This is a genomic window from Streptomyces johnsoniae, from assembly GCF_031845565.1.
GTDB classification, from domain to species: domain Bacteria; phylum Actinomycetota; class Actinomycetes; order Streptomycetales; family Streptomycetaceae; genus Streptomyces; species Streptomyces johnsoniae.
The window spans coordinates 12,254-31,290 of record NZ_JAVREV010000016.1; the positions used below are offsets into that span (position 1 = coordinate 12,254).

General features: G+C 72.7%; 16 protein-coding genes, 3 tRNA genes and 1 pseudogene. 9 read left to right on the forward strand and 11 right to left on the reverse strand.

Translation table 11 applies throughout. The annotated features are described in order from the left end of the window. Window positions 1-9: 9 nt before the first annotated feature. The gene (locus RM779_RS25190; RefSeq protein WP_311620050.1) at window positions 10-2,256 is read right to left on the reverse strand and encodes a hypothetical protein; all 2,247 of its coding nucleotides are present in this window, start codon (window positions 2,254-2,256) and stop codon (window positions 10-12) included. 3 nt (window positions 2,257-2,259) lie between these two features. Beyond that, window positions 2,260-2,679, reverse strand: a complete 420-nt coding sequence (locus tag RM779_RS25195; protein WP_311620052.1) for a hypothetical protein — start codon at window positions 2,677-2,679, stop codon at window positions 2,260-2,262. Between the two features lie 56 nt (window positions 2,680-2,735). Here RM779_RS25195 and RM779_RS25200 point away from each other — a divergent pair, with 56 nt between their 5' ends. The 3 genes from RM779_RS25200 to trxA are packed head-to-tail and all read left to right on the forward strand — an operon-like array spanning window position 2,736 to window position 4,260. Next, entirely contained in the window at window positions 2,736-3,503 is a 768-nt protein-coding gene (locus tag RM779_RS25200; protein ID WP_311620053.1) for an N-acetyltransferase, read from the forward strand. Between the two features lie 29 nt (window positions 3,504-3,532). After that, a complete protein-coding gene (locus RM779_RS25205; RefSeq protein WP_311620055.1) occupies window positions 3,533-3,937 on the forward strand; it encodes a MerR family transcriptional regulator in 405 nt (134 codons plus the stop codon). Next, the gene (gene trxA / locus RM779_RS25210; protein WP_311620056.1) at window positions 3,934-4,260 is read left to right on the forward strand and encodes a thioredoxin; all 327 of its coding nucleotides are present in this window, start codon (window positions 3,934-3,936) and stop codon (window positions 4,258-4,260) included. The genes RM779_RS25205 and trxA overlap by 4 nt, the downstream gene beginning before the upstream one ends. Before the next feature lie 53 nt (window positions 4,261-4,313). Here the strand turns inward: trxA and RM779_RS25215 are convergent. After that, window positions 4,314-4,386: transfer RNA gene (locus RM779_RS25215), tRNA-Arg, on the reverse strand. A gap of 133 nt (window positions 4,387-4,519) precedes the next feature. Next, window positions 4,520-4,612: transfer RNA gene (locus RM779_RS25220), tRNA-Ser, on the reverse strand. 199 nt (window positions 4,613-4,811) lie between these two features. Here RM779_RS25220 and RM779_RS25225 point away from each other — a divergent pair. After that, the gene (locus RM779_RS25225; RefSeq protein ID WP_311620057.1) at window positions 4,812-5,219 is read left to right on the forward strand and encodes an SSI family serine proteinase inhibitor; all 408 of its coding nucleotides are present in this window, start codon (window positions 4,812-4,814) and stop codon (window positions 5,217-5,219) included. Between the two features lie 114 nt (window positions 5,220-5,333). Further along, complete coding sequence (locus RM779_RS25230; RefSeq protein WP_311620058.1) at window positions 5,334-8,585, forward strand: PAS domain-containing protein; 3,252 nt, start codon at window positions 5,334-5,336, stop codon at window positions 8,583-8,585. Window positions 8,586-8,629: 44 nt separating this feature from the next. Here RM779_RS25230 and RM779_RS25235 read toward each other — a convergent pair whose 3' ends face one another. The 5 genes from RM779_RS25235 to RM779_RS25255 form a co-directional block, all read right to left on the reverse strand. Further along, window positions 8,630-10,324, reverse strand: coding sequence for a long-chain fatty acid--CoA ligase (locus RM779_RS25235; RefSeq protein WP_311620059.1), 1,695 nt, complete (start codon window positions 10,322-10,324; stop codon window positions 8,630-8,632). Window positions 10,325-10,413: 89 nt separating this feature from the next. Beyond that, window positions 10,414-11,034, reverse strand: coding sequence for a SigE family RNA polymerase sigma factor (locus tag RM779_RS25240; RefSeq protein ID WP_311620060.1), 621 nt, complete (start codon window positions 11,032-11,034; stop codon window positions 10,414-10,416). Window positions 11,035-11,179: 145 nt separating this feature from the next. Further along, window positions 11,180-12,229, reverse strand: a complete 1,050-nt coding sequence (locus tag RM779_RS25245) for a DUF1906 domain-containing protein (RefSeq protein ID WP_311620061.1) — start codon at window positions 12,227-12,229, stop codon at window positions 11,180-11,182. Window positions 12,230-12,351: 122 nt separating this feature from the next. Beyond that, the gene (locus RM779_RS25250) at window positions 12,352-13,029 is read right to left on the reverse strand and encodes a hypothetical protein (protein ID WP_311620062.1); all 678 of its coding nucleotides are present in this window, start codon (window positions 13,027-13,029) and stop codon (window positions 12,352-12,354) included. Then, window positions 13,013-13,708, reverse strand: a complete 696-nt coding sequence (locus RM779_RS25255; protein ID WP_311620063.1) for an RNA polymerase sigma factor — start codon at window positions 13,706-13,708, stop codon at window positions 13,013-13,015. Before RM779_RS25255 ends, RM779_RS25250 begins: the two co-directional genes overlap by 17 nt. 411 nt (window positions 13,709-14,119) lie before the next feature. Between RM779_RS25255 and RM779_RS25260 the strand changes: the two genes are divergently transcribed. Both RM779_RS25260 and RM779_RS25265 read left to right on the forward strand, forming a co-directional pair. Beyond that, on the forward strand, window positions 14,120-14,542 hold the full coding sequence (locus RM779_RS25260) for a TIGR03668 family PPOX class F420-dependent oxidoreductase (protein ID WP_311620064.1): 423 nt from the start codon (window positions 14,120-14,122) through the stop codon (window positions 14,540-14,542). 134 nt (window positions 14,543-14,676) lie between these two features. Beyond that, window positions 14,677-15,399, forward strand: coding sequence for a hypothetical protein (locus RM779_RS25265; protein ID WP_311620065.1), 723 nt, complete (start codon window positions 14,677-14,679; stop codon window positions 15,397-15,399). Window positions 15,400-15,682: 283 nt separating this feature from the next. On the opposite strand, the gene RM779_RS25270 is transcribed toward RM779_RS25265, so the two are convergent. Together RM779_RS25270 and RM779_RS25275 are read right to left on the reverse strand one after the other, a co-directional pair. Further along, a tRNA-Ser gene (locus RM779_RS25270) sits at window positions 15,683-15,769 on the reverse strand. A 49-nt stretch (window positions 15,770-15,818) separates the two neighbouring features. Continuing rightward, a complete protein-coding gene (locus RM779_RS25275; RefSeq protein ID WP_311620066.1) occupies window positions 15,819-17,360 on the reverse strand; it encodes a S1C family serine protease in 1,542 nt (513 codons plus the stop codon). Window positions 17,361-17,478: 118 nt separating this feature from the next. On the opposite strand from RM779_RS25275, the gene RM779_RS25280 reads away from it, so the two are divergent. Both RM779_RS25280 and RM779_RS25285 read left to right on the forward strand, forming a co-directional pair. Then, window positions 17,479-18,270 carry a glycerophosphodiester phosphodiesterase gene (locus tag RM779_RS25280; RefSeq protein WP_311620067.1) on the forward strand — a complete coding sequence of 264 codons (792 nt, stop codon included), beginning with the start codon at window positions 17,479-17,481 and terminating at the stop codon, window positions 18,268-18,270. A 65-nt stretch (window positions 18,271-18,335) separates the two neighbouring features. Next, a pseudogene (locus tag RM779_RS25285) lies at window positions 18,336-18,839 on the forward strand (ATP-binding protein); the annotation flags it as partial. Window positions 18,840-19,037 lie beyond the last annotated feature (198 nt).

Consider the following 19,037-nt stretch of genomic DNA (forward strand, 5'->3'; position numbering starts at 1 on the left):
GCCACCTCACTACTTCTCCAAATCTGGATGGTCCCACTCGATTCGAAGACCGAAGAACTCCATGATCTCCATTTCCGCAGCATTACGCAGCACCCTCGGCGCATCACTGTCCTCACCGTATCGCCCAACAGCAGCAACCTCGACGGCGTTACCCGCGGAGAACACCGCCGATTCGTAATCGGCCAGGTAGCCGGCTCCTGCGTCCGCAGCCGCTCGCTCGCTGTTGTCGCGCTCCAACGTGGAGAAGATGGCGTCCGACAACTCGCCAACACCCCACTCGATGGCCGGTCCCACGACCGGGTACCGCTCAGAAGCCACCCCCACCACCTCGTCCAGGACGACGCCCGTCCAGTCCTGGATCAGTCCCATTCTGGCGTTGTGCTCCTCGTCGCCCGCGATGCCCTGCTCAAAGACAGCGTTGGCTCGTGCCTCGCTCATGATGCCCGCCATCTGGGCACCCGGAGCGACGGCCTGCACAACGGCTTCTTCCTGCCCGATTCCTTCCGGCAGCTCCGTGGCCAGCGCGCGATCCACACTGACCGCGGTGAACGCCTGCTGAGCACCGGTGATGATGCCGTGCGCCTCTTGATCCCTGCCCAGTTGCCCCAGAAAACTCACGATGTCGCTTCTCTCCCCCAGCTCGACGGGCTTCTCCGACTGAGGCAGGATTTCCAGGCCACTCAACTGCGCCTGGAAATCGCCCATGTACGCGGCCGTCATCCTGGCCAGCTCCGGGCGCAGGGACTGGAACTGGCCGCCGTCCGCGATCAGTGCTGCCTCGTTCGCCGAAAACTTGTCGAACACCATCTCCGTGATCGCGCCGCCCCCCTCCGTGAGGCGCAGCTCGACAGGGCGCTCGCCCGCCGGGACGCCCGTCGTCGCGGCCTGGAGGGCCGCGCCGAAGCCGTCCTGGCCGGTCGGCACGTCGACGGCCTGCGTCGGCGTGACGAACATGTTCATATGTGACCAGTCGCGCTCGTCGATCAGGTACTCCAGGCGGCCGTTGCCGCCGCTCGGATCGAGGTAGGACGTGGCGATGGGCGGCTGGTCACCCATGATCCCGAGCATGGTGTCCATCGGATCGACCGTGAACCATTCGAGGTCCGTGTCGTCCAGCCCATCGACCCCGGCCTCATCGGAGCCCTGGAGCCAGAAGTCCGGGTCTCCGCCCATCGACGGGTCCTCGGCCGCACGGATGTTGTCGGCGAGGTCGTGCAGCAGCCGCTGCGAGTAGTCCGCCTCCCCGGAACTCATCAGGCTCGTCAGCAGCTGGTAGCCGCGTACGTCCTGCCCGGTCAGCCCCTCCACCCGGTGCTCGGCGCGGCCCGCCTCGTCCAGCTCCGCCATGAACTGCGTGTAGAACAGGCCCTGTTCCGTTCGCGCCCACTGACCGTGCTCCATGCTGCCCGGCTCCAGGGACGGCACGGCCGTGCCCGTGGCGAGCAGCGTTCGCATGTGGTCCTGGAGCGCGACGAAGTCCCGCCGCGTATCCCCTTCCCCGCCGACGACCTGACCGCCGACCTGGGCGGCCAGGTCGACGAAGCCGCCGCCGCCCAGCCCGTCCAGCAGTTCCCGTGCGAACTCCGGGTCGTCCGCCTCCAGTTCGAGCAGCCGCACCAGCTCCGCCCGTTCGTCCGCCGACAGCTCCTCCCCGGCCGCGAGCCGGCCGCCCAGCTCGTGGGCCCGGGCCGCCAGCACCTCGTCGGCCGTGTCCTCGGCCGCGCCGTTGAAGATGCCCGCGCGGCGGCCGTCGTTCGTCTCCATGAACTGCGTGAGCGCCAGGTGCAGGCTGTCATCCGCCTGCCCCACCGCCTCCACGGCCCGGTCCACTTCGCCCTGCCGGATGCCACGGTCGCGCGTCAGCCGCTCGTACTCCGTGTCGTTGGCCCACTCGGGGTCCAGCAGGACCCGCCCCTCGCCGTTGACCTCGAAGCCCTCGGCCCTGATGTCGGCGACGACCGCCTCCAGCGCGCCGCGCAGCCGCACCAGCTCCGCCTTGCCGTCCCTGATCACGGCCGCCAGCGCCCGCGCCTCCGCCTTGGCCGCGTCCAGCTCCTGTTCGGTCGCGGAGAACTGGAAACTGGCCGCCCCAGCGCTCTCCCCGACCCACAGCTCCTCGTGGCCGGGCAACGAGGCCACCTCGCTGCGGTAGTTGACCGCGACCTCCTCGAACCCGTCCGAGGCCGCGTCCAGCTCACTCGCCGCGGTCTCCAGGATCTCGAAGTCCTGCTCGATGATTTCGGCGTAGGTCGGCACGGCTCACCAGGTGCCGTCGGCGAGGCTGCCCAACTGCCCGAACTGGTACGTCGTCTCCAGCTCGCCACCGGCGAATCCCGTGGAGACGCCGCGCAGCGCCTCCGCCTCGGCCTGCAACTGCGCGGTCAGCAGCGCGACTTTGCCCGCCCAGCCGTCGGAGACGGTCCGGAGGCCCGTGGCGCACGCCCACCCGCTCATCCGGGCCGACGCCCGGCTCAGCTCGTCCACCGGCAGGTTGCCCTCCCGGCGCGCGTCCGGCAGCAGCTCGGTCTCCAGGTAGTCCGCCGCCGCACGCTGCGCGTCGGAACTGGCCACCAGCCGGTCGTTCGCACCGCCCGCCTCCGAAACGTGACGCGAGGCACTGATCTGCTCCTCGCGGGCGGCAGCCTGCAACTGCGCCCACTCCTCGTCGAACGCACCCACCGAGGCTCCCCCCACGAGAACTGCACGGACCGTAGCGTTCATACTACGCTGCGACCGTGCGCGTGGAGATCAGCAGCCTTGCCGAACGTCCAGATCTTGAGGGCCTCATCTGGTTCCCCGACACCTGGCCCGAGTTCGTCAAGAACGATCCTGCGGGCAACGCCTACTTCGGCCGGATCGCCGAGGAGTTCCCCGCGTTCACGCTCGCGGCGCTCGACGAACGCGGCGAGGTCGTCGGGCGGGGGCACAGCGTTCCCTTCGCCCTCCGCGTGCCCGGCCGCGGCGCGTTGCCGGCGACGGGCTGGGACGAGGTGCTGCGGTGGGCGTTCACCGACCGGGACCACGGCGCGCGGCCCGACACGGTGAGTGCCATCGATGTCACCATCCGGACCGACTGCCTCGGCCAGGGGCTGTCCGGGCGCCTGCTCGACGCGCTGCGGCGCAATGCCGCGTTCCTCGGCTTCACCGAGCTGGTCGCCCCGGTCCGCCCCTCCGCCAAGCACCACGAGCCGGACACGCCGATGGCCGAGTACGCCCGCCGTACCCGCCCCGACGGCCTCCCCGCCGACGCGTGGCTGCGCACCCACGTCCGGGCGGGCGGAGTGATCGACTCCGTGGCGCCCGCCTCGATGGTGGTCACCGGCTCCCTGGCCCAGTGGCGCGAGTGGACCGGCGCCCCGTTCACCGCCCCAGGCCCCACCCGGGTCCCCGGCGGCCTCTCCCCGGTCCGGTGCGTGCCGGACGAGGGCTACGCCGTCTACGTCGAACCCAACGTGTGGGTCCGCCACCGACTCGCTGGCCTTGACACCGGCGTCAAGGTCTAACGTCGCGGGTGAACAGGGAGGAGCCGCACATGCGGATCGGAGAGCTGGCCGAACGGGCCGGCGTCAGCTCACGGTCGCTGCGCTACTACGAGGCGCAGGGTCTGCTGCCGGCCCGCCGCACCGCGAACGGCTACCGCGAGTACGCCGAGGAGGACCTGCGGATGGTGCGCGAGATCCGCACCCTGCTCGACCTCGGCTTCGCGCTGGAGGAGACCCGGCCGTTCGTCGAGTGCCTGCGCGACGGGCACGAGGCGGGCGACCGCTGCCCGGACTCGCTCGCCGTCTACCGGCACAAGCTCGCCGAACTGGACGCATGCATCGCACGCCTCGGCGAGGCACGTGAACGGATCGCCGACCAGTTGGCGCGGGCCGCCGAGCCGCGCTGCGCGTTCTCCCCCGAAGCGGCCCGCCGAACGCAAAGGACCCCACCGTGACCCGCGACCCCGCCGTCGTCACCGTCACCGACGACACCTTCGACGAGCTGGTCCTGCGCAGCGCGCGACCGGTCCTCCTCGAATTCTGGGCCCCATGGTGCGGCCCGTGCCGGCAACTGGCCCCGGTCCTCGAAGAGATCGCCCGCGAGCAGGCCGACCGCCTGACCGTGGCCAAACTCAACATCGACGAGAACCCCGTGACCACGACCACCCAGCACGTCCTGGCCGCCCCCACCCTGCACCTGTACGCCAACGGCACCCTGACCAAATCCCTGGTCGGCACCCGCCCCAAACACCACCTGCTCCAACTCCTGCCCACCTGACCACCCCGCACGAAAGGCCCTGCCGATCACTCGGCAGGGCCTTCGAGCTGCTGCGCGCTCGGCAGGATTCGAACCTGCAACCTTCTGATCCGTAGTCAGATGCTCTATCCGTTAAGCTACGAGCGCCTGGCCCCTTGGGGCCGGTGCGGGGACAACATTACATGACCTGCGGCCGCTGGTGAAATCCGTATCCGGTGGGGGTGCTGACCTGCGGGAACAGCGGAATGCCCTGGTCGTTTGGGGCAGACCAGGGCACAGGTGGCGGAGGCTCCGGGATTTGAACCCGGGATGGGGGGTTACCCCAAACCGCATTAGCAGTGCGGCGCCATAGACCAGACTAGGCGAAGCCTCCTCGCACGACAGCGCGGGCTACGCCGCGTGCGTGCGAGCAAATAATGCCACAGCCCGAACGGCCGCAGCCAATCGGATTCCACCCTACGGGGGTGTCGCCGCCGAGTCGAGTTGCGCAACGTGTCGGGCGGAGGAGCGTTAGCAGTGGGAGCGGAGGTGCGTCCGGTGCCTCCGACCGCACTGAACCATGGAGCCCCCGCATGCTGCACAAGACTCTCGTCGCCGCCCTCGCCCTCGTCGCCTCCGCCGCCGTGCCGGCCGCCGCCGTCGCGGGGCATGCGCCCGAGGAGGCGGCGAACCGTCTGGTCATCACCGTTGCGGACAGCGGAACGGCGGCGGACGGCACCCACGAGCTGATCTGCGGGCCGGCCGGCGGGGACCACCCCGATCCGGCGGGGGCCTGCGAGGCCGTGGAGCGGGCGGACCGGCCGTTCGACGCGGTGGCGGAGGACGCGCTGTGCACCTACGTGCACGGCGGCCCCGCGACCGCCGAGATCGAGGGGGTCTGGAACGGCGAGCGGGTGCGCGCCACGTTCAGCCGCGTCGACGGCTGCGAGATCGCCCGCTGGGACGCGCTGGTGCCCGCGCTGCCGGAAATCGGCGCCTGAGCTGCGTCTTCACATCGGACCGCCGCGCCCGTTGCGCCTGCCCGTAGACTCCCCCTAATGACAGGCACGGGGTACGTGCACCTGAACACGTGGGTCAAGGGAGGAACCGACGTCGTGAGCAGCAGGCCAGCGAGGGGCGCTGCTCGCCTCGCCGCCATACTCGACGCGCTGCCCGACGCGCTGTTGCTCGTCAACGGCAACGGCACCGTCGTCAACGCCAACGCCATCGCCGTGGAGACGCTGGAGGCTCCGGGCGCTCCTCTCGTCGGCCGCGGGCTGCTCGATATCGTGCCGGAGTTCGACCCGCGCCGTATCCCCGGCTCGATGCGCCGCCCGGAGGAGGACCCGAGCGTCCGGACGCGGCCGACGCGCATGGTCGCCCGGCGCACGGACGGCATCGAGTTGCCGGTCGAGGTGACAAGCGCCGGACTCAACGCCGGTCATACGCCGTACAGATCCGCGATCGAAGCCGCGTTCGCCGACGACTACTCCGGTGAGGAGCTGCTGGTCCTGGTGGTGCGCGATCTGTCGGACGCACTGGATACGGAGTCCGAGCTGGTGCGCCAGCAGCGGCAGACGGAGATGATCCTGCGGGCCGCGTCCGAGGGCGTGGTCGGCGTCGACACGGCGGGCCGGATCGTGCTGGTGAACCCGGCCGCCGCGCAGATCCTCGGGCACCGGGCCAGCCAGCTCGGCGGCCAGGAGCTGCATCCGCTGGCGCAGCACTCGCGGGCCGACGGAACGCCGTTGGCGTTCGAGGAGACGCCGCTGCACGACACGCTGACCTCGGGCCGCAAGCACCGGGTGCGCGGGCAGGTGTTGTGGACGAAGGATGGGCGTGCGGTGCCGGTGGATCTGACCACGGCGCCGGTGCGGGACGGCGACCAGCTGGTCGGCGCGGTGCTCGCGTTCACCGACCGCCGTGCCTTCGATGCGATGGCGGCGCGCAACGAGCAGTTGACGTCCGTGCTGCGCGAGGGCCTGCGCGGGCCGCTTGAGCAGTTGCGGGCCGAGCTGTCCGCGCTGGCGGCCGATCCGGCGGGGCAGTTGTGGCCGGAGGCCAATCAGGTGCTGCACCATCTCGCGGCCGGGTACGCGCGGATGACGACGCTGGTGGACAACGTGCTGAGCTACCAGCGGCTGGACGAGGGCCAGGAGAAGCTGGCGCTCGAACGGGCGTCGCTCGACGCGGTGGTGGCCGCGGGCGTCGAGGGGGCGACGGAGCTGATCGGCCCGGGGCGTGCGCAGTTCGCGGTGCACGCGCCGCCGATCGAGGCCGAGGTGGACCCGGAACGGATGGCGCAGGCGCTCGCCCACCTGGTGGCGGACGTGGCCGGGGTCGACGCCACCGGCCAGTCGGCGGCGGGCGCGGCCGGCGGGGACTCGACGATCGTGGTGGCCGCCGCGCAGCGCGGTGACGTGGTGCGGATCGAGGTGCGGGGTCCGCACTCGGGCGGCGATCCGGTGCACGAGCCGATCGTGCGCGGCATCGTTCGCCAGCACGGCGGGGTGTTGCAGACGCACGAGGTGGGCGGCTCGGCGGCGTATGTGCTTGAGGTTCCGGTGGCGGCGGGCGGCGGCAAGGCCCCGCCGGCGAAGCCGCGGGACGCGAGCGGTGACACGACGGTGATGCCCGTTCCCGCGCAGCCGGTGCGGGGCACGGGGGGCAAGGCGCCCATGGCGATCGAGCCGGTTCCTGACACGCCGACCGGTCGGCGACGGAGGGCCGCACCGCCGGCCTCCGCCGAGGTGGCCTCCGCCGAGGTGGCCGTCGCGGAAGCGGCCCCCGCGCCGCCGGCCTCCGCGGAGGTGGCGGTGCAGGAGCCCGCGGGGCCGCAGGCGTTCGGGCCCGAGCCGGACCCGGGCAACGGGCGCCGACGGCGCGCGCTCGCGCCGGCCGGCGAGGCGGCGCCCGTCCCGCACGCCCCCGCGGCGGAGGAGCCGACGGGGCGGCGCAGGCGGGCCAAGCCCGCGCAGGAGCAGCAACAGCCGCAGGAACAGCCGCACGAGCAGCCGCCGGGCGCACCGGGCGCGGGCGGCGTCGCGGTGCAGGGCACCGGGGCTGCGGCGCTCGAACCGGTGGGTCCGCAGCCGCCGCAGCCGTCGGCCGTTCCACAGCCGGAGGAGTCGGACGAGCCGCCGGTGGTGGAGCACTCCGTGGTGGCGGCCAGCCCGATTCTGGACGGCACCGCGCCGGTGGCCCAGACGATGCGGCAGCCGCGCGCGCTGCCGATGCCCGGCAGCGACCGTGCGAAGGCCGGTCCGCGGCCGCCGGGGGTCAGCGTGCAGACGCTGGGGCAGGGCGTTCCGGTGGGGCCGCAGCTGCCCGCTCCGATCGCACCGGCGCGTCGGCGGAAGCTCGCGACGCCGCCCGCCGACGATGCGCGGCTGGCTCCCGTGCAGCAGCCGGGCGCCCCCGGCGCGCCGGAGCGCGAGGAACGCGACGGGCGCGAGGGGCACAAGGGGCACGAGGAACGCGAGGAGCGGGAGGAAACGCAGGGCCGCGGACGGCAGTTCGCGATCGGCGCCCCCGCGGAGGGCGCGGCCGAGGGCCCGGAGCCGCTGGACGGGCCGAACGGGGCGGTCGAGGTGACCGAACGGCACGTGCCCGCCGGGCCACCGGCGCCCGCGGACGACGAGTTGCCGCCGGAGCCGCTGGACAACCCGCGGCGGCTGCTGGTGTGGCCGGAGCCGGACGTCTCGACGCAGCAGGCGCTGACGGACCGCGGGTACCGGCCGGTGATCGTGCATTCGCGCGAGGAGGTCGACGCGCAGATCGCGGCCTATCCGGCGGCGCTGTTCGTCGACCCGCTGACGGGCCCGATCACGCGGACGGCGTTGCAGTCCCTGCGTTCGGCGGCGGTGGCCGCGGAGGTGCCGGTGCTGGTGACGGCGGGGCTCGGCCAGGCCAGCCGGGAGGCGGCGTACGGCGCGGACCCGGCCGTGCTGCTGAAGGCGCTCGCGCCGCGCGACAGCGAGCAGCACCCGCCGCGGGTACTGCTGGTGGAGGAGCAGGAGGCCATCGCGAACGCGTTGACCGTCTCGCTCGAACGGCGCGGGATGCAGGCCGCGCACGCCACCTCCGACGCGGAGGCGATGGAGGTGGCGTCGCAGATCCGTCCGAACCTGGTGGTGATGGATCTCAACCAGGTGCGGCGGCGCCGTGCCGGGATCATCGACTGGCTGCGGGTCAACGGCCTGCTGAACCGAACCCCGTTCGTCGTCTACACGGCCGCGGAGCTGGACCCGGGACAGCTGCCGTCGCTGGCCTCGGGCGAGACGGTGCTGTTCCTCGCGGAGCGCTCGACGAACCCGGAGGTGCAGGCGCGGATCGTGGACCTGCTGACCAAGATCGGCGCGCACTAGCGGCCACGGCCCGGCGCCCGCGGGTCTGCGGGCGCCGGGCCCGGTCAGTCCTCCAGGGTGACGACGGTGAGTTCGCCCTGGGCGTAACGGGCGCGGAGCACCTTCTTGTCGAACTTGCCGACGCTCGTTTTCGGCACGGCGTCGACCCGCGTCCAGTGTTCCGGCAGCTGCCAGCGCGGGAGGCGTTCGCCCAGGTGGCCGCGCAGCTCGCGGTAGGTCGCCTCGGTCGCCTCGGTCGCCTCGGCCGGGTCGGCCGGGTCGGCCGGGTCGGACAGGACGACGGCGGCGAGCGGGCGTTCGCCCCAGGTGTCGTCCGGAACAGCGACGACGGCGGCCTCGCTGACGAGGGGATGGGACATCAGGTGGTTCTCCAGGGCTACGGAGGAGATCCACTCGCCGCCCGACTTGATGACGTCCTTGGCGCGGTCGGTGAGGGTGAGGTAGCCCTCGGGCGAGATGACGCCGACGTCGCCCGTGCGCAGCCAGCCGTCCGGGCTGAACCGGTCGGCGGGGCGCTCCGGCTCGCCGCCGGGGCCGCCGTGGTAGGCGGCGGCTATCCACGGGCCGCGGACCTCCAACTCGCCGGCCGAGGTGCCGTCCCACGGCAGGAACGTGCCGTCCGGCCCGGCGAGACGGGCCTCGACGCCCACGCTGAACCGGCCCTGCGACTCCCGGTAGGGCCGCTCCTCCTCGGGGGTGAGGCCGGGCGGCGGGTCCGCGGTGGTGCCGACGGGGGACGTCTCCGTCATGCCCCAGCAGTGCCGGACGTTGATGCCGTACTTCTCCTCGAACGCCCGCATCAGCGCCGGCGGGCAGGCCGAGCCGCCGATGGCGACGCGGCTGAGGCTGGAGACGTCGCGGGGTCGTTCGGCCAGCTCGGCGAGAAGCCCCTGCCAGAGGGTGGGCACCGCGGCGGCGTGGGTGGGACGTTCCGCGGCGATCATGTCGGCGAGCGGCCCCGGCTGGAGGAACCGGTCGGGCATGAGGAGACCGGTGCCGGACATGAAGACGGCGTGCGGGATGCCCCAGGCGTTGACGTGGAACATCGGCACGACGGGCAGCGTCAGGTCGGCGAGCGTCAGGCCCATGGCCTCGGCCGCCGTCACGTGCATCGAGTGCAGGAAGATCGAACGGTGCGAGTAGGCCGTGCCCTTGGGGTCGCCCGTGGTGCCCGAGGTGTAGCAGAGGGCGGCGGCGGTACGTTCGTCCAGCTCGGGCCAGTCGTAGGTGGTGGGGCGGCCCGCGATGAGGTCCTCGTAGTCGTGAACGGCGGCGCGCGCGCCGGTCAGCGCGCCGGTGTCGCCGGGGCCCACGACGACGATGTGCTCGACGCGGGGCAGGCCGGGCAGCAGCGGGGCGAGGAGCGGCAGGACGCTGCCGTTGACGAGGATCACGCGGTCGTCGGCGTGGCCGATGATGAAGGCCAGCTGCTCGGACGGCAGCCGCAGGTTGAGCGTGTGCAGCACGGCGCCCATCGACGGGACGGCGAAGTACGCCTCAAGGTGCTCCGCGTTGTTCCACATGCAGGTGCCGACGACGTCGCCGCCGCGCACCCCCAGCTCGTCGTGCAGGGCGTGCGCGAGCTGGGCGGAACGGGCGCCCGCCGCCGCGAACGTGCGGCGCCGCGGCTCCCGGCCCTCACCCGCCCAGGTCGTGATGGGGGAGCGCGCGTGGATCGTGGCGCCGTGCCGCAGGATGCGGCTGATCAGTAGGGGGACGTCCTGCATCGTGCCGAGCACCGGGGGCCTCCTGGCTCCTCGCCTGACGGTCGGTCTCCGGTGATTGTGGTGGCTGCGGCGGCCTTATGGCACTGTCGGGGGCCGACGAATTACGCGGCCATCGCCTGGTTGTCGCGGTGACTGCCGCGCTGAGCGCTGTACTGAGCGCCGTGCTGAGCGCTGTACTGCCCGCCATGCTGACTGTCCCGGGCGACCTCGGCCAGCTCCTCGTCCTCCCGGAGCTTGGCGAGCGCGCGCGAGACGGCGCTCTTGACGGTGCCGACGGACACCCCGAGCACCTCGGCGGTCGACGCCTCGCTCAGATCTTCGTAATACCTCAGGACGACCATGGCCCGCTGCCGCGCCGGGAGCCTGACGACGGCGCGCCACATCGCGTCGCGCATCGCCTGCTGCTCGGCCGGGTCGGGCGCGGGCAGCGGGTCGGGCTCGGGAAGCTCGTCCGTCGCGTACTCGTCGACGCGGCGCTTGCGCCACTGCGAGGTGCGGGTGTTGAGCAGGGCGCGGCGGACGTAGCCGTCCAGCGCCCGGTGGTCCTCTATCCGCTCCCAGGCCAGGTAGGTCTTGGTGAGGGCGGTCTGGAGGAGGTCTTCGGCGTCACTGGGATTGGCGGTGAGCGAGCGGGCAGCGCGCAGCAGAACCGGGCCGCGTGCCTGCACGTACGAGGTGAAGGTCAGCGGGGCTGCTGTCCGGGCCGTCCTGGGCGTGGTCATGCCTTACAAATTAGGAGACATCACCCCGCTCGGGGATCGGCCACAGGTCGCGATGAGGTATCCGCCCCAGGGTGTAGAAGTGGTGCTGGCTGCACCTCCCAGAGGTGGAGGGGCCGCCTCCTTTTCGTCAGGGGGGATCAGGGATTCACCTGATGCCCGGTGCGGGAACGCCCTCGGGGGCGCCGGCGAGAACGGCCACCGGGGCGTGCACGAGATTGCGGTCGATGAGCAGGCGCCGCCCGCCGTGGGTCTCGGCGACGTCGCCCGCGTACTGGTGGATGCGGCGGTGCGGCTGCCAGGCCGCGGGGTCGAGGGACGGCTCGGCGTCCAGGGTGGGCGGCGCGCCCCAGCGGGCGTACCACAGGGCGTCGGGGAGGTCGGGGGCGCCGGCGCGGCGGGCGTTCTCCAGGTGGGCGATGCCGGAGGTGGCGCTGGAGTAGTAGCCGGCGATCCAGCCCTCGTCGGCGAGGTGACGGGTGAAGCCCTGGACGAACGCGAGGGTGTCCGCGGCGCAGTCGGGGTCGTGGTGGTCGTAGTCCTCGATGTCGAGGTAGATGGGGCTGCCGGGCGCGAGGCCGAGAGCGCGCGCCGAGAACACGGCGTCCTTCGCCTCGGCGGCGCCCTGGGCGCGCGGGCCTTCGGGGCCGATCGTGGCGGCGCTGTGGCCGGGCGGGCTGATGCAAGGGGACTGCGAGCCCGCGTAGATGGGCAGGAGCCGCCAGCCGAGGGCGCTGACGTCGCGCACCCAGTCGGGTGTGAGGTGCGGCTGGGCCGCGCAGGCGCGGCTCTTGCCGCCGACGTAGATGCCGAGTGCGCGGTAGGGGGAGGCCAGCCAGTCGCGCATGGTGGGCAGGGCGGGGGCCTCGCAGGTGTCGAACCCGCGGCCGTGGAAGACGCGGGCCCCGCGGGCGGTGAGGTCGCCGCTCATCGAGGCGTCGCCGTTCGCCGAGGCGTCGCCGTTCGCCGAGGCGTCGCCGTTCGCCGAGGCGTCGCCGTTCGCCGAGGCGTCGCCGTTCGGCAGGGCCTTGTCGTCGGGAAGGGCGGGGCGCATGGGCGGGGGCGCGGGTCCGGCGAGGGCGGCCGCGGGGGCGGCGGTCAGGGCGAGCGCGAGAGCGCCGAGAACGAGAGCGCCGGGAACGAGGGCGCCGAGGACGGGGGCGGCCGGCCGGGGGCCGGTGTGATGGGCGTACCGCATGGGACCGAGTCAAGGCGGATGGCGCGGCGGGAACGGCGCTGACACCCGGGGGCCGCTCACCTGGCCCGGCTCGTTCACCCGAACGGACCACACGGCCAGACCCCGTCCGGCCCCGCGCGTGCTCAGGCCGTTGCGGTCAGCTCCTCGATGCGCTGGGCGAAATCGTCGGCGGGCAGGGGCAGTTCGATCTCGTCGACGAACTGCACGGCGTCCGGTACGTAGTGCACGACCGCCGCCGCGGCAGCGGTGAGGCAGGCCCGGTCCCCGCACAGCCGGGCCAGCACGCGCAGGACCAGGGCGGGACAGCTGCCGTCCTCCCGCTCCTCGTCGGCGGTCTCCGGGTCACGGTCCGGGTCGGCCTGGCGGTGCCACAGGGCGGCCTCCCAGGTCTCGCCGAGGATCAGGTGGTGCAGGTACAGGCAGTAGGCGGCGGCGCCGTCCCCCGCGCCGGCGGCGAACTGCCACCAGAAGCGCGCGCTGTCCTCGCAGCCGGCGAGCTGGAGCACGCAGCCCAGCACGCGCGCGCCCTCGGGCTCCGGCACGCGCCCCCCGAGGAGGGCGGCCATGTGCTGGAGCGCGCCGTCCTGCCCGACCACCGTGCGGCACAGGGTCGCCAGGTAGTGGAACGCGTCGGCCTCGCGCCCGCCGGACCGCGGCGGGCCGCTGACGGCCGGGGGCAGCCGGTCGGCGACGCGGGCGGCGATGCGCGACTCGGCCGCCTCGATCTCCTGGTCGCTGTAGGTGTGGGGCCGGTGCACCAGGATCGCCCGGGCCAGAACCTGATCAATGGACCGGGGCATGACCGGCCCTCCCGTCCGCGCCGCCGGCCTCGGCGCCCGCATCGTTCCCGGCGTCGGCATCGTTCCCGGCGTCGGCATCGTTCTCGGCGTCGGCAAGGGCATCGGCATCGGCATCGGCATCGGCATCGAGGGCGGTCTCCCGCAGGCCGAGCGCCTCCTTGAGCCGGTGCCTGGCGTAGCGCGCGGTGGAGCGGACGCCGGGCACGCTGATGCCCAGGATGTCCGCCGTCTCCTCGGTGCTGTAGCCGATGCAGTACCGCAGCACGATGACGTCGTGCTGCCGCTCGGGCAGCTCCCGGATCGCCTGGTAGATGCTCAGGCTCTCCTCCAGCTCGCCTATGGGATCGACGGCCGAGTGCAGGGCGTGGGTCTCGAAGGGCGCCGTGTCCGCCATGACCGGCCTGCGGCCCCTGGCGCGGGCCGCGTCGACGGTGCGTTCCTTGAGCAGGGTCCAGGCGTAGCCGGCCGGGCTGTCGAGGCGGAGGACGCGCGGCCAGTCGGCGGCGAGCTGCTCGAAGGCACGGTCGACCGTCTCCTCCGCGTCGGCCCGGTTGCCGAGGTGCAGCTCGGCCCAGCGCACGTAGGCGGGCCGGTACAGCTGGTGGAATGCGCGGAAGTCGGCGGGCAGCGCCGGAAGCGGCGCCACACCGGTACGCGGGGCGGGCAAGGAGTCGGTCACCGGATCTCCGGGTCCTTCCTTCGTCTCTGCGTCGTGTTGGTTCCGCCCCCGACAGCGATCGGCAGCGGTCGATCGTGCTTGACCGAGTCAGAAATCTTACGCAACGAAGCTCTTCAGTTACGAAATCGATCAACGAACGCCTCGGTACCGAACGTTGAAAGGGGCACCCGAGTACCCGGGCGCCCCTTCGTCACCACGGCATCGCCGCCGGCGGAGGCTGTGGGATTTGAACCCACGGTGACGTTGCCGCCACGACGGTTTGCAAGACCGCACCGCCCGTCTGCTGCGTTCAGGCTTTGACCTGCCCAGCAGGCTAGCGGGCATGCCCGAAGGGGGCCACCTTGGCCACAGGATGGCCAGAGGTGCCGTTGGTCACGCGTGAGCGTCGGTCGGATCAGGTACTCCAGAAACATGCAGCTCTCCCCCGAGGAAGCCCGCGCACGGCTCACCGCCTCCCGCGTTCTGCGGCTGGCGACAGCCGATGGCACCGGTTCTCCCCACCTCGTTCCTGCGACCTTCGCTGTGCGGAACGACACAATCGTCATTGCCGTCGATCACAAGCCGAAGCAACGCCAGAACCTTAAGCGCCTGCGGAACATCACGGTGAACCCGCAGGTCTCCGTCCTGGTGGACGTCTACGACGACGACTGGACCCAGCTTTGGTGGGCCCGTGGTGACGGCACGGCGCACATTCTCGACGACGCGCGCCGTTGTGCGCCGGTCGAATGGCTGCGGGAGAAGTACGCCCAGTATCGTGACGCCCCGCCGGGCGGCCCGGTCATCGAGATCACGGTCACGCGCTGGTCCGGCTGGGCATTCACCGATCCTGCATGACTGATCGCGCCGCGAAGTTCCGGGTGATCGCCGAAGATCTGCGGAAGGAGATCCGGGCGGGGGCCTGCCCGCCGGGGAGTCGCGTGAGCTGAAGTCGCCGAACCACGACGGGCGAGCTGGCCGCGCGCAAGGACGTGGACGATCCGCCGGCGGATGTCGCCGCGGCGCCGGCCTGGATCGCCCGGCGTTCGCTGAAGCTCACCGACGTGGCCCGGTCGGCCAAGCCGCGGCTCGCGCTCGACGCGCTGTCCGTGAAGCTCGACGGCCGTCCGGCCGCGGACAACACGGTCCGGCGGAAGCGTGCGGTGCTGAGCAACGCGCTGCGCTTCGCCGTCGAGCAGGAGTTGCCGCCGGTGAACCCGCTCGACCGGATCGACTGGGAGCCGCCGAAGACGGGCGACGAGGTGGACTTCCAGTTCGTTCCCGCGCCCGAGCAGGCGCGGGCGCTGCTCGACGCGGTGCGCGCGGACGGTGGCCGAGGGGAGCACCCGCACGCGTTCTTCGGGGGCCTGTACTACGCGGCCATGCGGCCGTCCGAGGCCGCGGCGCTGACCGCGGCGCTGACCGCGGCGCTGACCGCGGCGAACTGCACGCTGCCCGAGCCGGGGTGGGGCGAACTCCCGCTACGTGCGAGCCGTCCCGAGGTGGGGTCCGGCTGGACGGACGACGGGAAGCCGTACGAGGACCGCGGGCTGAAGCGGCGGGCGCGGAAGACCACGCGGCCGGTGCCCATTCCGCCGACGCTGGTCGCCCTGCTGCGAGAGCACCGCGAGGCGGACGGCACCGCGCCCGTTCCACCGAGTACACCGACGTGTGGCGGCGGGCCCGGAAGACGGCCCTCGCGCCCGCGGACGTGACGTGGAGACGCCGCTTGCCGAGGTGCCGTACTCCCTGCGGCACGCGGGCGTCTCCCTGTGGATCAAGGCGGGGGTCGACCCGGTGGAGGTCGCGCGGCGGGCGGGCCACAGTCCCCCGCGGTGCTGTGGCGCTTCTGCGCGAAGATCCCGCGCGGGCAGCAGCACCAGGCGAACGTGCTGGTCAGGAGTGGGACGCGGTGAGACAGGCCAGCACCGAGGGTGAGAAGCAGAGCGGCCCCCGGGTGTCCGGGGGCCGCTCTGACCTGCGTCTTTACCGTCTGGGCGGAGGCTGTGGGATTTGAACCCACGGTGACGTTGCCGCCACGACGGTTTTCAAGACCGTTCCCTTCGGCCGCTCGGGCAAGCCTCCCGGTGTGCGGGAATCCCGCACGCACCCGGACAGCCTAGCGGCTCGGTCCTCAGTCGCCCACGCGCTCGCCCAGGACGACGGTCGTGGTCTGCTCCTGCCCGTCGCGGACGAACGTCACCTCCACCGAGTCCCCCGGCTCGTACGTCCAGATCTGGCTGATCAGGGTGGGGCTGCTGTCGATCAGCGTGTCGCCGAACTGCGTGATCACGTCGCCGGGCTGGAGCCCCGCCTGGGCGGCCGGGCCGTCGGGGGAGATCGGCTCGGGGACATCGGCGCCCTCTTCGATGATCGCCGCGCCCTCGGTCTCGCCGGTGGCCGGCTGCACGTGGGCACCGATGATCGGGTAGACCGGCTCGCCGGTCTCTATCAGGTCGGCGGCGACGCGCTGCGCCTGGTTGATCGGGATGGCGAACCCGAGGCCGATGCTGCCGACCTCGCCCATGCCGTTGGAGGAGCCGCGGATCGCCGAGTTGATCCCGATGACGGCGCCGTCCGCGTTCAGCAGGGGGCCGCCGGAGTTCCCCGGGTTGATCGAGGCGTCGGTCTGGAGGGCATTCATGTAGGAGGCGGCGCTGCCCTGCGCGTCGCTGGACGCCACCGGGCGGTCCTTGGCGCTGATGATGCCGGTGGTGACCGTGCCGGAGAGGCCGAACGGCGCGCCGATCGCGATGGTGGCGTCGCCGACCGCGACCTCGTCCGAGTTGCCGATGGGCAGCGGCTCCAGGTCCCGGCCGTCGAGGTCGGTCAGGCGCATGACAGCGACGTCGTAGCCCTCGGCACGGCCGACGACCTCCGCCTCGTAGGTCTGCCCGTCCGAGAAGGTCGCGGTGAGATCGCCGCCGTCGGCGGCGCTGGCCACCACGTGGTTGTTGGTGAGGATGTGGCCCTCTTCGTCGTAGACGAAGCCGGTGCCGCCGGCCGCCTCCGCGCCGTTGCCCGCCTCGATGGTCACGACGCTGGGCAGGGCCTCGTCCGCTATGCCGGCGACCGACTCCGGCGGGCGGGCCACCGCGTCGCCGTCCGACTCCCGGCCGATGACGGACGAGCCGCCGTCGTCCCCGCTGTCCGCCACGACGTAGCCGACGCCGCCGCCGATGCCGCCCGCGACGAGCGTGGCCACCACGACGCCGGTCAGCAGCCCGTTCCGCCGCTTCTTCGGCGGGGGCGGCGGCGGGAACGCGCCCCATGCCCCGGCGGGCGGGGGGGCGGAGCCGTCGGCCGTCGGCAGCGCGGCCGGATCGGCGGCGTACGGAACGCCCGCACCCGAGGTCGGGTGCGCGGCGGGCGGCGCGGGCGCGGGCGCGGGGACGTGCCCGTGCGCCGGGTAGGGCTGCGGCTGGTGAGGCTGGGGTGGCTGCGGATACTGCTGGGTCTGCTGATGGGTCTGCGCGTGCGCCGCGGGGGGCACGGGCGGTGGCGGTGCGGCCGGTGCGGCCGGGTCCGGTGCCGGAGGCGGGGGTGGAGGAGACGCGGCCGGCGGCGGGACCGGCGACGCGGCCCGGGGTGGCGTGGACGACTGGTCCGCCCGGGTCTCCGGCGCACCGGCGGCTGGCTCGTCCGGCTTGCCGGCGCCTTCGTTCTCGGTGCTCACAGCTCTCTCCTCAGGGGCACGACAGGATGTGCGAGCAGTCTTTCCCATGGTCTGTCAGACGGACATAAGCCCCGCCGGACTTTCTTTCCCACGGCCGGGGCCGTGGCACCATGTCGCGATGACCGCCGACCGCCGCACCATCAAGGTCATCGCGCACCGGGGGGCGTCCGAGGACGCTCCCGAACACAGCCTGGCCGCTTACCGCCAGGCCATTACGGATGGCGCGGATGCGCTGGAGTGCGATGTCCGGCTCACGGCGGACGGGCACCTGGTCTGTGTACACGACCGCCGCGTCAACCGTACCTCCAACGGCCGCGGAGCCGTTTCCACTCTGGAACTGGCCCAGCTGGCCGAGCTGGACTTCGGCTCCTGGAAGGCCCCGGCCGGCCCGGGGGCGGAGGCGCCCGACACGGCAGATCCAGAACGCACGACCGTGCTGACGCTGGAGCGGCTGCTGCGGCTGGTCGCCGCCGCGGAACGGCCGGTGGACCTGGCCATCGAGACCAAGCACCCGACCCGCTGGGCCGGGCAGGTGGAGAGCCGGCTGCTCGATCTGCTCGCCCGCCATCCGCTGCCGGGCCAGGTGCGGGTGATGAGCTTTTCCGCGCGTTCGCTGCGGCGCGTCCACCTGGCCGCGCCGGGGCTGCCGACGGTGTTCCTCATGCAGTTCCTGCTGCCGCGGCACCGGGCCGGGCGGCTGCCCGAGGGGAACCGGATCGCCGGGCCCGGCATCCGGATTCTGCGCCGCGATCCCGAGTACGTGGCGCGCGCGCACCGGGCGGGGCAGGAGGTGCACGTGTGGACCGTGGACGATCCGGCGGACGTGGAACTGTGCGCGCGGCTCGGCGTCGACGCGGTTATCACCAATCGCCCGCGTACGGTGCGTGAGCAGCTCGCAAGCCTCAGCTGACCCACTGATCACTCTTTTTCACCGGGCGTGCCCCGGCGCATTCGCTTCGTATCCGATCATTACGACTGCGTCAACAGATCTTGCATGGCCGGTTTCCGTCGTACGCCCGGAGGGCACGAATCCCATGGCGTGGGGCAAAGGAGGTCTCGGGGGTGGCGTTGGTGGTCACACAGCAAGTACCGACGTCGTCGTCCATGTCGGTGTCCCACGGTCCTTCGGGCGTGGGAACGGCACGGCGGCGATTGAGCGCGGAATTGCGCGAAAGCGGAGCGCCGGAATCGATCATTGATGACGCTGTATTGATCCTTTCCGAACTACTCAGCAATTCCTGCCGACATGCACGGCCACTCGACGACGATCAGCAGATCCGGGCTTCCTGGAGCCAGGACCGCGACGGCGCCCTCACCATTTCGGTCACGGACGGCGGCGGGCCCACCCGGCCCCGGCCGGCGTCACCCTCCGTCACCGCGAGGGGCGGGCGCGGGCTGACGATCATCACCTCGCTCGCGCGGGCCTGGGGCGTGCGGGAGGCGCCCGCCACGGGCGCGGTCACGGTGTGGGCGGTCCTGCCCGCCCTCGGCGGCCAGGCCGCGAACGGGCACGGCTGACGCCCGTTTCCCGCGCCTGGCACGCCCGCGGCCGGGCCCCCGCCCGGCGCCGCGGGCTCGTAGGATGCACGGCATCCGCCGCGCGGCCCGGTCCGGCAGGATCGAGGGGAACCGCCCCTGGGCGCGCGGCACAGCCGTACGCCCCATGCAGCAGGAGAC